13 protein-coding genes are annotated in these 12,453 nt (G+C 41.7%); all 13 read right to left on the reverse strand.

All coding sequences use genetic code 11. From position 1 onward, the window contains the following. Positions 1–750 precede the first annotated feature (750 nt). The 13 genes from QTN47_RS12585 to QTN47_RS12645 all read right to left on the reverse strand — a co-directional run bounded on the left by QTN47_RS12585 (position 751) and on the right by QTN47_RS12645 (position 12,375). Positions 751–1,359: a sigma-70 family RNA polymerase sigma factor gene (locus QTN47_RS12585; protein WP_369329735.1), complete on the reverse strand. Its 609-nt coding sequence runs from the start codon at positions 1,357–1,359 to the stop codon at positions 751–753. Between the two features lie 251 nt (positions 1,360–1,610). After that, positions 1,611–1,979, reverse strand: coding sequence for a hypothetical protein (locus tag QTN47_RS12590; RefSeq protein ID WP_369329736.1), 369 nt, complete (start codon positions 1,977–1,979; stop codon positions 1,611–1,613). 154 nt (positions 1,980–2,133) lie between these two features. Continuing rightward, positions 2,134–3,543 carry an NADH-quinone oxidoreductase subunit N gene (locus tag QTN47_RS12595; RefSeq protein WP_369329737.1) on the reverse strand — a complete coding sequence of 470 codons (1,410 nt, stop codon included), beginning with the start codon at positions 3,541–3,543 and terminating at the stop codon, positions 2,134–2,136. Between the two features lie 109 nt (positions 3,544–3,652). Next, positions 3,653–5,128: a complex I subunit 4 family protein gene (locus QTN47_RS12600; RefSeq protein WP_369329738.1), complete on the reverse strand. Its 1,476-nt coding sequence runs from the start codon at positions 5,126–5,128 to the stop codon at positions 3,653–3,655. Positions 5,129–5,136: 8 nt separating this feature from the next. Continuing rightward, positions 5,137–7,068, reverse strand: coding sequence for an NADH-quinone oxidoreductase subunit L (gene nuoL, locus QTN47_RS12605; protein WP_369329739.1), 1,932 nt, complete (start codon positions 7,066–7,068; stop codon positions 5,137–5,139). Positions 7,069–7,146: 78 nt separating this feature from the next. Then, complete coding sequence (gene nuoK, locus QTN47_RS12610; RefSeq protein ID WP_369329740.1) at positions 7,147–7,461, reverse strand: NADH-quinone oxidoreductase subunit NuoK; 315 nt, start codon at positions 7,459–7,461, stop codon at positions 7,147–7,149. After that, positions 7,462–8,085, reverse strand: a complete 624-nt coding sequence (locus QTN47_RS12615) for an NADH-quinone oxidoreductase subunit J family protein (RefSeq protein ID WP_369329741.1) — start codon at positions 8,083–8,085, stop codon at positions 7,462–7,464. Next, positions 8,085–8,561, reverse strand: coding sequence for a 4Fe-4S binding protein (locus QTN47_RS12620; RefSeq protein ID WP_369329742.1), 477 nt, complete (start codon positions 8,559–8,561; stop codon positions 8,085–8,087). Before QTN47_RS12620 ends, QTN47_RS12615 begins: the two co-directional genes overlap by 1 nt. 67 nt (positions 8,562–8,628) lie before the next feature. Then, positions 8,629–9,705, reverse strand: a complete 1,077-nt coding sequence (gene nuoH, locus QTN47_RS12625; RefSeq protein WP_369329743.1) for an NADH-quinone oxidoreductase subunit NuoH — start codon at positions 9,703–9,705, stop codon at positions 8,629–8,631. Positions 9,706–9,862: 157 nt separating this feature from the next. Further along, on the reverse strand, positions 9,863–10,984 hold the full coding sequence (locus tag QTN47_RS12630; RefSeq protein WP_369329744.1) for an NADH-quinone oxidoreductase subunit D: 1,122 nt from the start codon (positions 10,982–10,984) through the stop codon (positions 9,863–9,865). A 37-nt stretch (positions 10,985–11,021) separates the two neighbouring features. Next, complete coding sequence (locus tag QTN47_RS12635; RefSeq protein ID WP_369329745.1) at positions 11,022–11,474, reverse strand: NADH-quinone oxidoreductase subunit C; 453 nt, start codon at positions 11,472–11,474, stop codon at positions 11,022–11,024. Further along, positions 11,471–12,034 (reverse strand): NADH-quinone oxidoreductase subunit B, encoded by a 564-nt coding sequence (locus tag QTN47_RS12640; RefSeq protein WP_369329746.1) that lies wholly within the window; start codon positions 12,032–12,034, stop codon positions 11,471–11,473. Before QTN47_RS12640 ends, QTN47_RS12635 begins: the two co-directional genes overlap by 4 nt. Next, positions 12,025–12,375, reverse strand: a complete 351-nt coding sequence (locus QTN47_RS12645) for an NADH-quinone oxidoreductase subunit A (RefSeq protein WP_369329747.1) — start codon at positions 12,373–12,375, stop codon at positions 12,025–12,027. The genes QTN47_RS12640 and QTN47_RS12645 overlap by 10 nt, the downstream gene beginning before the upstream one ends. Between the last annotated feature and the right edge of the window lie 78 nt (positions 12,376–12,453).

Genomic DNA, 12,453 nt, shown 5'->3' on the forward strand with positions numbered 1-12,453 from the left:
TCAGCATTCATAATGGCTGAGAAGAGATAGCATCCGGACCTATCATGGCTGACAGCTGACGGCTGATAGCTGATAGCTTTTTAGATCCGCTTAAAATATATTTCTGAACCATATAAGACATATAAGGGAATATAAGTTTGGGTGAAACATCATGACTATAATTCAGCATTCATAATGGCTGAGAAGAGATAGAATCCGGACCTATCATGGCTGATAGCTGACTGCTGATAGCTGATAACTTTTTAGAGCCACCGTAAATATATTTCTGAACCATATAAGACATATAAGGGAATATAAGTTTGGGTGAAACTTCATGACTATAATTCAGCATTCATAATGGCTGAGAAGAGATCGAATCCGGATCTATCATGGCTGATAGCTAATAGCTGACTGCTGATAGCTTTTTTAGATCCACGGTAAATATATTTCTGAACCATATAAGCAAGGTGTCGGCCGCGCCAACGTTTCTTTGTAAACAACTGATAAAGCTTAAAGCTCAAAGCCTAAAGCTGACCGAAGCGAAGTTTTTTGAACCGTATAAGGTATATAAGGGCGCACAAGAAGTTACGTCGGAGACTAATAATGGCTAAAGCAGTATACATTTACTCAGCCAGTTTGTGCCCTTCACCATTGACCATTCACTATTCACTAGTTGCATAGAAGGCATAGATGGAAATATAAGTTTAGGTGAACCATCATGACTATAATTCAGTATTCATAATGGCTGAGAAGAGATCGAATCCGGACCTATCATGGCTGACAGCTGACTGCTGATAGCTGACAGCTGACTACTATTGCAACGGTCAGCAACAAACCCATAAAACCTTTTAAACACATACGAAATGCCCGAAGAGACCGGGTAATGTGATATTCGACTGATTTTTCTGATATCTCTAATCTGGCTGATATCGTTTTATTGGAGAGCTTTTTTTCACGGCTTAATAAAAACACTTCTCTTGTTTTAGGTGGCAAGCTATTAATTACGTTGTTGATTATGCCGTGTAATTCTTCCAAAGAGACAGGTATTTGCGGAGGCTGTTGAACAGACGTTTGACTGGCAATAATTTTGTGGTGTTTTTCATGCAACAAAACCGTCTTGTAATAACTCAACACCTGGTATTTGATGGCACTAAAAAGATATTTTGCCAGGTCATTTATTTCTACACTGTTTCGTTTTTCCCAAACATCTATAAGTACCGTTTGAACAATTTCTTCAGCAACCAGTTTATCCTTTACTTTTTGCAAAGCAAGATGAAACAGCTTTTTCCAATACTTGTCATATACCATCTCCAGGGCTGACTCATCTCCTTCCTTTAATTGCTGTAGTATTATCTCATCATTGGGTATTTCGGGTTTCATTTGGCGACGTGCAGATTGATCACGCTCAAAATTAGAATTAATTCTAATAAATAAATTACCCGATTATATCAGAAAATTATCTTTAAAGGCTTTCACAAGTCTCCACTCATGCCGTTGTGCAGATGCCCGGTACGTTGCGTTTAGGAGAACAAATAAATTCCTGCGATGTTAATACCTGACATGAATAAATTTTCTGTGTTTACCCACATTCAAATTAGAAAGCAATGTCAATGTTGCTTGTGACTTCGTCATTAATACTTCTTCTCATAGTAAGGCACTTCATCATTTGATACAGCTTCTTTTTGCTGCCAGTATGCCAACGAAACAACATGGCCACCTTTTGTATGTAACTGGCGTCCAAAAACAGCCAGAACAGAGCTAAATGTAAGATCAGTAACGCCAACAATAAAACTTGCCGGGGGAGCTGCAACAGGCGCACTCTCTTCAACAGAGGCCGGTGCTGCTTTGGGCGGAGGCGCCGGTGCTACTATTACCGTGTATCCGTTAAATTCAAGAAGTGTTTTCAAAAAATCAGCACGCTCCTGCGAAACGTTCTTTTCTACTATTGCACACTTTACTCCCTGTAAGTCATCAAACTCATGATTTTTATTAATAGCCATGGCGGAAGGAAAAATTAAAAATTTAAAATTAAAAAAGCATGCTCACGACACATGTACTCGCTAGCGCTATGTTAATTACAAGTGTCAAATAACAGACCATCAATTCTCGATTTACGTTTGACGATTCCCGGATTACAAAAGCGCAAATTTGCACTTAACGCAATACTATTAGCGAATAAATATAATCGTAAACCGGGCTCACCACACCTATTGTTACAGCACCTGCTACACATACAATGAATGCCAGCTTTGGCATAAGCGGTGTCCGGATAGATGGAAGTGGTGTTGGATTTGCGTCCATAAATATTGCTTTTACCACACGTAAATAGTAATAAAGCGAGATAACGATATTTACCGCGGCAATGCTTATCAATACATAATTCCCTTTGCCTGCTCCCGCTATCAGCAAAAAGAATTTTCCGAAAAAGCCTGCTGTCGGAGGCACACCAGCCAATGAAAATAGGGCAATCGTAAGCACCCAGGATAAGCCGGGATTGGTTTTGTAAAATCCCTTGTAGTCGCTGATGTTTTCTTTACCAGTAACCGCAGTCACCAATGATACTACGCCAAATGCTGCAAGATTGGAGAAAACATAGATCAGTACAAAGTATATAACCGAGGTAGTTGAAATATCGGAGCTTCGGGAAATACCTACCAGTATAAAACCTACCTGTGCAATGGACGAAAAAGCAAGAAAGCGCTTGAAATTTTCCTGCCTTATTGCAAACAGATTACCTGTAATTATCGTGAGCAACGACAAGATGAACAACATATTATACCATACTTTTGCCAGCGGGCTGAATACAGTATACAGCACCGAGACAAATGCAAACAGTACCGCTCCTTTTGATACCACAGATAAAAATGAAGTTACCGCAACCGGGGCGCCTTCATATACATCAGCTGTCCACAGGTGAAATGGCACCACCGATATTTTAAAAGCAAATCCGGCAATAATTAATATGAAAGCGAATAGTTGTAGCGGATTGTTGTTTATCAGGTGTGGCAGTTCAGAAAATACCAATGTGCCGGTGGTACCATACAGCATGGAAATTCCAAACAACAAACATGCTGACGAAAAAGCAGATGAAAAGATCAGTTTCATGGCCCCTTCTGATGAACGCCGCTTTGTCAAATCAAAATTGGCCGCTGCCGCTAATGGAATAGTTGACATTTCCAAACCCAGGTAGAACATAAGAAGGTTGCCCGAAGAAATCATAAAGAACATTCCCAACAATGACGAGAGCATTAAAATATAAAACTCCGGCACATGCTTATTCGTTTTGAGCCATGAGTAGGACTGCAACGAAATGATCAGCATCGCCAGGTTGAGAATATTTTTTTCAAATGCTATCAGCCTGCTGGTTCGAAACATTTCATTAAACAATATTCCCTCATGATTGAATACAAAACCCAGAATCAAATTCAGCAGCAACAACACATTCATTGTGTTCATAAAACTTTCGTTGCTTCTGTCTCTTCCCAGTTTCATAAACAGTAGTATAAAAATCATGGCGATTACAGCCATTTCCTGTTTCATGAGTATCAAAAAATCAGTCCACATTGTTTGCTCGTTTATGTTGATTAGTTCTTATTTTTTCTGAACCCCGGCGGCACGGTGCTATTAAGCGGCCGTTGCCTGCCCGTCCCCGTAATAACAGCATCACATACTGCTATTTTACCATCGTCAATACCTTATTCATAATAACATCTGTTGAAGGTGCTATCAGCTTCGTAATTAAAAAAGGAGCAACACCCATTATTACAATCCCTGTGATCAACACACCTGCAGCCAGCTTCTCATTCCATGATGCATCGGTTAGTTGATTGTATGATGCATTCAAAGGCCCCATAATTGATCTTCCGGTTGCTCTTAATATATAAACTGCCGTAACCACGATGGAGGCGCAGGCCAAAATAGTAGCAAAACGATACCAGGCATCAGGATTTTGCCAGGAACCCATAAATACAGTCATTTCGGCTACAAAGCCGCTGAATCCGGGAAGTCCCAGTGAGCATAAACCTGCAATTGTAAACACGGTAGAAATAAACGGCGTAACCTTCAGCAGCCCGCCTAATTGCGCTATCTGTCTTGTATGTGTACGGCTGTAAATCATACCAATGGCAGCGAAGAAAAGAGCCGTCATTAAACCGTGCGACACCATTTGCAATACGGCACCATTAACAGATGTTTTCGTAAGCATACCAATACCGAGCAGTACAAAACCACAGTGGCTTACAGAAGAATAGGCATTGATGTATTTCAAATCCGTTTGCATCATCGTCGCAAAGGCTCCGTATATAATTGCGATAGTTGCCAGTAGAATAATTATCCATGCATAGCTATGTGCCGCATCGGGCATTAAATATGTAGCCACACGTAAGCACCCGTATCCGCCCAGCTTCATGGATATACCTGCTAAAAACATGGAGGCTGCCGTTGGTGCGGAGGAGTGACCATCAGGCACCCATGTGTGAAACGGAAACAGCGCCGTAAAAATGCCGAAGCCGATAAATGCAAAAGGAAAAAATGTTTTTTGAACGGATAACGGAATATGCATCCCCGCAATTTGTATAACGTCAAATGAGTTTGCCTGAAAATAAATGCCTGCAAGCCCGACAAATACCAGTGCAGACCCGGCCATGAGCATTAATGCCAGCTTCATGGCGCTGTATTCTTTTTTTCCGCTTCCCCAAATGCCGATCAGCAAAAACTTGGGAACAACGGCTACTTCCAAAAAGAAGAACATGGTAAACAGATCAAGCGAAATAAAGAAGCCATAAGCCCCCATGCTTAGTAGTGCCAGTAAAAAGAAAAATTCTTTACTCAGCTTCTCCGTGCTCCACGAAACAAGTGTTCCGGCAAGAACCACCAAAGCGGTGAGCGTAATCATAGCAAGTGATATACCATCAATGCCCACATGATAATTAATATTAAGTGGCTTAAACCACATAACATTCGATTCAAACAAAAACTGACTACCGCCTGAAGTATGCTGTTGCCAGTATGCTATGAGCAGAAATACGACCAATGCCAATTGTACCGCGGCACCTGCCAGCGATACCGTTCTTACCTGCTTTAATCCTTTGCAAAAAAGAACAGCAATTGCGGTGAGAAAAGGCACTATGATAAGAAGTGTTAGATTCATATGACTAATTATTTCCAGAGATAAATAAATAAAACAGCCAATCCTGCAATACCTGAGAAAAAGTACAAGGCGTATGTTTGTACCTTGCCCGATTGCAACCCTTTAATAAGACCAGAGATTCTAGCTGTAGTTGCAGCCACTCCATTTACAAAAGCATCGATTATATTCCTGTCAATCCAGGCGGCCGGCCGGCCAATCAAATTGAAAATAACTTTGCGGGTGATGAAAAGATAAATTTCATCAACATAAAATTTCTTTGTTGCTGCTTTGTAAAAGCTGCCAAAAGCCACCGCCATTTTACCGGCAGATCCGTTTTCTTTTTTATACATGCGTGCAGCAAAAAATATAGCAAACAACACGAGCACAATGGGCACAAGAGAAAATAATACATCCATGTGTGTTTCCAGCGGCACACCGTCTGAAGTCACCATTTTGGTAATTGGAACAAGGCCTGCGCCTACGGAGCAGATCATTAAAACAATCAATGGAATCTTCATGGAAGCCGTTCCATCTGCATTATGCGTGCCATGTACGGTAGCTTCTTTTCTCCAGAAAATTGAAAAATATAAACGGAACATATAAAATGCCGTAAGTACTGCGGTGAACAACGCAATGGCATAAATAATTTTATTGGAATGGAATGAGGCTGTAAGGATTTCTTCCTTGCTGAAAAAACCCGCAAACGGCGGCACACCTGCAATGGCAAGGCAGGCCACCAGGAATGCAATATGTGTTACAGGCATAAGCTTGCGCAGGCCACCCATATCTTTTAGATCGTTGCTATGGACAAAATGGATAATTACCCCTGCACCCAGGAACAATAGCGATTTGAAGAACGCGTGTGTAAATAAGTGAAACAGAGATGCTGTATAGCCCAATCCGTTTTCACCACCATAACGCGATATGCCCAGGGCGAACATCATGTAGCCGATTTGCGACATGGTAGAGTATGCGAGTACCCGTTTGATATCGGTTTGTGTGCAGGCAATAATTGCGGCAACCAGGGCTGATATAGCACCTACCCATGTAACAATTTGTAAAGCCGGTACATCAATGGCGAAAACAGGAAACAATCTTGCTACGAGATAAACACCGGCTACCACCATTGTCGCCGCATGTATTAATGCAGATACGGGCGTTGGCCCCTCCATAGCATCCGGCAGCCAGATGTGCAGTGGAAACATAGCCGATTTTCCCGCGCCGCCTACAAACACGAGGCATAATCCCCACGTAAGCATGGATATACCAAGAAAAGATGCTGTTGTAATGCTTACAAATTCACCGGATTGAGGTGCCGTGAGTCGTTGAATGAGCGCATTAAAATCCAACGTACCTCCATAAAAACTTAGTACCAGGATGCCTATTAAAAATCCGAAGTCGGCAAAGCGGGTAACCATAAATGCTTTTTTTGAAGCGACAACTGCGGAAGGTTTATTATAATAGAAACCAATTAAGAGGAATGAGGAAACACCCACTAACTCCCAGAAAATATACATCTGGAAAATATTGGATGAAAGCACTAACCCTAACATAGAGAAGGTGAACAATGAAAGATATGCATAGTAAGTAGTAAAACGTTCTTCTCCCTTCATATATCCAAGACTGAATATGTGTACCATGAGAGATATAAAACTAACCACTACTATCATCATCATTGATATAGGGTCAACAATGGCACCCATATCAATAGACAGTGTTGGCGAAAATGCCAGCCAGTTGTATTTATAGGCAATAAGGTGCTGATAAACGCCATCCACTTTCCCGTCCGCAAAAAAATACCGGCCGGCTACCAATACCGAAATTATTGTAACAGCAAACATGGATGCCGTACCGATAACACCGGACGCATTTTTTAAATGTTTTTTTCCAAACAGCCCAAGCAATAAAAAACACGCCAGCGGAAGCAAGAGAACCGGTAAAAGATATTGTTGATAGTTCATAAGCCTCACCCGTTCTTTCACAAAGGAAACGGGACTTTGTTTTAATTTTTTATAAATAAAACCATTGACATTTAATCGTTACCATTTAAGTTCCGTTGCGTCATCTACATCAATGGATTTGTGGGTCCTGTATAAATTAATAATGATAGCGATAGCCACGGCCGCTTCTGCAGCAGCAATTGTTATGATGAATATGGTAAAGAATATACCATCCGCTTTTTGCGGATACAGATATTTATTAAATGCAACAAAATTGATGTTCACGCTGTTTAATATCAATTCGACCGACATCAGCATGGTGATCATATTGCGGCGTGTAAACAAGCCGTACATTCCTATAAAGAACAAAGCCGTGCTTACAAATAAAATATGAGTCAGTGGTACCGTGCTCATTTAAACCTCCGTTATAATTAATGGTTCACGAATATTGACGTTTACATTTTCTTCTTCTGGCTCGGTGATATTTACAGTTATATTTTCCGGTGCTGCTACGGTCCTTTCTACATTCTCTTTTGGTGGTTTTAGGGCGATCACAATACAGCCAACCATCGCGGATAAGAGCAGCAGACTTACTACTTCAAAAGGCAGGATATAACCATGTTCCGTTGTGCTTAGCATTTGTACACCTATATCACTTACTGACAGGCTGAAAGGTTGCGAAGCGGCACTGCTAAAACCATAATGGTTAATAAGGTTAAAAGAAAAAGTGAGCCCAAAAAGCGCTGCTAGTGCAGAGGCAATGATGCGCTTTAGCGATGGCCCGGGCATTTTTGTACCCGCCTGCTGTGTAAGGAAAATGGAAAAAATGATTAAAACAACAATGCCGCCGACATATACGATAATTTGAACAGCGGCAATAAATTCTACCTGCATCCAAAAATAAAGTGCGGCAATACCCACCATTGACAGTAAAAGCCAAATGGCAGATCGAAAAATTTTTGATGATGTTACTGCCATCAAACCCATTACGAGTGTAAAAGCAGCGATAGCATAAAATATGATTGCAGAAGTATCCATTATTCAACTCCCTCCCTGATTTTTGAACCGGGTTTATTTAATTTTTTTGTTAACGTGCTGCGGTCGTAAACACTATGCTCAAAATTTTGCCCCATCTGAATAGCGCCGGAGGGGCATGCATCCACGCATAAGCCGCAGAGTGTACACATATCCAGGTGATAGACGAAAGTGTCCAGCGCTTTTTTCTTTTTGTTTTCCGGCGTCAGTTCAAATTTTGTAATCACTTTAATGGTCGCATTGGGGCAGGCGAGCTCGCAAGCTGTACAGCCGGTGCAGGCATGCTGATTATTTTCATCATGCGGCATTGTGACTTCACCACGAAACCGGTCCGCCATTTTTAGTGTATCGCGGTTATCAGGATATTGCTGCGTAATAACTGTTTTCGGCCGCACAAAATAATGCCCGGTGAGCTTCATCCCGGTCCACAGCGATTTTGTGGCTTTTGCGATTTCCGATATGTATTCTTTAATAAACATTGTTAGCGTTTAAATATTTTATAGATACCCCTCACACTAAGTGAATAATACCTGTTAATTCCTGGTTTTAAAAATGCCAGTTCATAATGGCGATAAGCGTTACCAACAGCAAATTGAAAAGACTGACAGGCAACAAATACTTCCATTCCAGGTTTAACAATTGGTCAACCCGCAATCTTGGAAATGTCCACCGGAACCACATGATCAGAAAAATCAAAAAGAAGGTTTTTCCAAAGAACCAAATGGATGATGGTATAAAATCCATAACATGGTTAAACTGTGTCCAGTTGCCCATGTGAAAAGGCATCCAGCCACCGAGGAAAAGCGTGGCTCCAATGGCACACACAATAAATATATTAATGTACTCAGCCAGGAAAAACAATGCGAACTTCATTCCGGAGTACTCGGTATGAAAACCTGCCGTAAGCTCGGACTCCGCCTCTGCCAAATCGAATGGCGCCCTGTTTGTTTCGGCGGTTGCTGCAATTATAAATATGATGAATGCTATAATGACGGGTATATGTCCCTTAAATATCCACCAGCCGTTTTGCTGGGCCTGAACAATATCTGTCATTTGCAGGCTGCCTGTAAGTACAACAATCGTGAGAATGGAGAGTCCTGCCGAAAGCTCGTAACTTACAATCTGCGCACCGCTACGCATGGCACCAAGCAATGAATATTTGTTGTTGCTTGCCCATCCTGCTATCAGAATACCTATTACAGATAGTGAGGAAATGGCGGATATATATAGCACACCAATATTTATGTTCCAGATTTGAAAGCCATTGGCAAAGGCAATGGGAGCAAGCAACAGCATGGCGACGATCATTACTACAAACGGTGCGAAGTTGAACAGGAATTTATCGGCGCCATCGGGTGTTAATCCTTCTTTCAAAATCAGCTTCAGTGTATCGGCCGACGTCTGAAAAATACCTGCCGGCCCCAGGCGATTGGGCCCGAGACGAATTTGCATGTGTGCTGCCACTTTTCTTTCAAGCCAAACCAGTATTAAACCTAAAGCAGCAAATAAAGCAATGGCTAATACAATTACAATAAGGCTTTCTATTATCAAAACCCATGTGGAGCTTAACCTGGCGTTCAGCCAGTTTTGAACGGAATTTGTTATGGCGTGCAAACTGTACATAGAAGTTGTGAGTTATTAGTAAGTCAAAAGGAAAAATTAAAAAGTCAAAAAACTGCAAGAGGCAGTTCTGTTGATATTTCTCTCAAGCAACAAACGACTCAATACTAGCCAGGCTGCTTTTTTTTACTTTTTACTTTTGCTTTTTTACTTTAAAAAATTATCTGTCAATATCGGGTATTACCAAATCCAGTGTTCCCATTGTTGCCATCAGGTCACCCAATTTGCCACCTCTCGCCATTTGATCCAAAGCGGAAAGATTGGAGAAGCCCGGTGAGCGGAACTTAATCCTGTAAGGCGTTGTAGCGCCTTCGCTTACAATGTAGACGCCCAGCTCGCCCCTGGCTGTTTCTACCCTTGTGTAGAAATCACCTTTCGGCAATTTTAATACAGCCTTGGTCTTTGCCTGGTAATCACCTTCGGGAATGTTGTCAATCAACTGTTCGATCATCTTTATCGATTCTTTCATTTCCCGCATGCGTATCATATACCGGGCAAACGAATCGCCTTCCGTTTCTAAAATTTCATCAAAGGCTACTTTGTCATATACGTCGTAAGGATATAGTTTTCTAATATCGCAGGATACGCCGCTGGCCCTGGCGACGGCTCCGGTACAACCGTAGGATATGGCATCTTCTTTGGATAAATAACCTACTCCCTTCATGCGATTCTGGAAAATAATGTTGCCTGTCACCAACTCATCATATTCATCGATTTTCGACCTGAAGAGTTGAATAAACGCCTTAACCTTTTTTTGAAAATCAGGATGAAGATCTGTCATCACTCCACCGGGTACCATGTAATTCATGGTGAGTCGTGCACCACAGGTTTCTTCCATTATTTCGGTGATCATTTCACGCTCCCTGAAAGCATAAAAGAAAGGTGTAAAGGCGCCCAGATCCATAGCCATGGCACCCCACCACAATTCGTGTGAGGCTATACGTGTAAGCTCATCCATAATAACACGTATATACTGCGCTCTTTGCGGCACTTCTATTTGTAAACCCTTTTCTACCGTTAATGCACATGCGTGATTGTTGATGTGGGCAGAAAGGTAATCCATGCGGCTGGTGGCATAAATAAATTGCCTGTAGGTAAGGCTTTCACACATTTTTTCAATAGAGCGATGGATATAACCCAGATGCGGTTCAACCTTTTTTATCGTCTCTCCCTGCAGTGTAATCACGAGGTGCAACACGCCATGTGTAGCGGGATGCTGGGGGCCTACATTTACAACCAATTCGTCGTCACTATTATTAACAATCTGTGTTTCTGTATACATAATGGCTCATGTGTGTCCCGCTTGCGGGAATGAAGCTTTATAATTTTATCATGTTAACAGGGTCCTCAAAGTCTTTACGCAATGGATAACCTTCGAAGTCTTCTGTTAAGATTAATCGTCTTAGATCAGAATGATTTATAAACCGTACACCAAATAAGTCAAATACTTCCCGTTCATGAAAGTCTGCGGTTTTCCATATATCAGAAACAGTTTCTATCTGCGGGTCGTTTCTGTCAACTTTTGCTTTGACAACTATTGCCTGCCTGTGGCAGGTAGATGTTAGATGATACACTGTTGTAAAATGTGTTTTCCAGTCTACACAGGTCAGGCAAAACAAATAATCGAAATGATAAGGCGCATTATACAGCAATGTTGCCAGCTGCTTCCATTGTGCCGCATCAATCTGAATGGTAAGCCATTCCCCGCTTTCATCAAAGGTTGCGGAAGGCAGGGGGCCGGAAACCAACTCTTTTATTACTTCGTTTGTCATAGCTGAATTGGATTTGCTTTTATTTGTTCTCTTGTCAATCCGCTTTTTATTTTTCCCTGTAATGTGATCAACGCATGAAGCAAGGCTTCAGGACGGGGAGGACAGCCCGGTATATATACATCAACTGGTATCACATGGTCTGCGCCTTTTACTACAGAATAGGTATTGTAAAAGAACGGACCGCCGCTAATGGCGCAGGCACCCATTGCTATAACGTATTTGGGATCGGCCATTTGGTCATACAACCGCTTTAGTACCGGCGCCATCTTTTGAACGATAGTACCGGCTACAATGATAACATCTGCCTGACGGGGTGAAGCTCTCGCAACTTCAAAGCCAAACCGTGAAAAATCGTATTTGGAAGATGCCACACTCATCATTTCAATGCCACAGCAACTGGTAGCGAAAGTGAGTGGCCACAATGAGTTTGAACGGGCCCAGTTGATCACATCCTGAATGGTGGAAGCTATTATACCGCCACCCGGAGTAACAATCACACGACCAGGAAAGTCTTCCTGCTGTTTAGCCTGTGGCTCTGCTGTTAATTCTGTTACATCCATTTCAACGCTCCTTTTTTGTGGGCGTACAGAAAGCCCATAAATAAAATAAAAATGAAAATGAGTATTTCAAACAATGCAGTTATCCCTACTTTTTTTACTACTACTGCCCAGGGATACATGAACACCATTTCCACATCAAAAATGAGGAACAGCAGTGCAAACAAATAATACCCCACATTAAACTGGTGCCACGGTGAAGTTTGTGTAGGAATACCGCATTCATATGGCTGGCCTTTCTGTGCGTTCCTGCTCCCTTTCGTAAATAATTTACCAGCCAAAATGCCGCCCGCTGAGAAAGCTATCGCTGCGATTGTTAATACTATTAGTGAAAAAGCGCCCATATATTTACTTTATCTGATGTATGTTTTACGTTTCAAGTTGTAAGATCAGCGTCACACACAACCGTCATCTTCACTATT

This window comes from Danxiaibacter flavus (genome assembly GCF_041060425.1).
Taxonomy (GTDB): Bacteria; Bacteroidota; Bacteroidia; order Chitinophagales; family Chitinophagaceae; genus Danxiaibacter; species Danxiaibacter flavus.

Excerpts from the sequence above, each read along its gene's own strand:
- QTN47_RS12585 (WP_369329735.1), bottom strand. The coding sequence starts at position 1,359 with ATGAAACCCGAAATACCCAATGATGAGATAATACTACAGCAATTAAAG.
- QTN47_RS12590 (WP_369329736.1), bottom strand. The coding sequence starts at position 1,979 with ATGGCTATTAATAAAAATCATGAGTTTGATGACTTACAGGGAGTAAAG.
- QTN47_RS12595 (WP_369329737.1), bottom strand. The coding sequence starts at position 3,543 with ATGTGGACTGATTTTTTGATACTCATGAAACAGGAAATGGCTGTAATC.
- QTN47_RS12600 (WP_369329738.1), bottom strand. The coding sequence starts at position 5,128 with ATGAATCTAACACTTCTTATCATAGTGCCTTTTCTCACCGCAATTGCT.
- nuoL (WP_369329739.1), bottom strand. The coding sequence starts at position 7,068 with ATGAACTATCAACAATATCTTTTACCGGTTCTCTTGCTTCCGCTGGCG.
- nuoK (WP_369329740.1), bottom strand. The coding sequence starts at position 7,461 with ATGAGCACGGTACCACTGACTCATATTTTATTTGTAAGCACGGCTTTG.
- QTN47_RS12615 (WP_369329741.1), bottom strand. The coding sequence starts at position 8,085 with ATGGATACTTCTGCAATCATATTTTATGCTATCGCTGCTTTTACACTC.
- QTN47_RS12620 (WP_369329742.1), bottom strand. The coding sequence starts at position 8,561 with ATGTTTATTAAAGAATACATATCGGAAATCGCAAAAGCCACAAAATCG.
- nuoH (WP_369329743.1), bottom strand. The coding sequence starts at position 9,705 with ATGTACAGTTTGCACGCCATAACAAATTCCGTTCAAAACTGGCTGAAC.
- QTN47_RS12630 (WP_369329744.1), bottom strand. The coding sequence starts at position 10,984 with ATGTATACAGAAACACAGATTGTTAATAATAGTGACGACGAATTGGTT.
- QTN47_RS12635 (WP_369329745.1), bottom strand. The coding sequence starts at position 11,474 with ATGACAAACGAAGTAATAAAAGAGTTGGTTTCCGGCCCCCTGCCTTCC.
- QTN47_RS12640 (WP_369329746.1), bottom strand. The coding sequence starts at position 12,034 with ATGGATGTAACAGAATTAACAGCAGAGCCACAGGCTAAACAGCAGGAA.
- QTN47_RS12645 (WP_369329747.1), bottom strand. The coding sequence starts at position 12,375 with ATGGGCGCTTTTTCACTAATAGTATTAACAATCGCAGCGATAGCTTTC.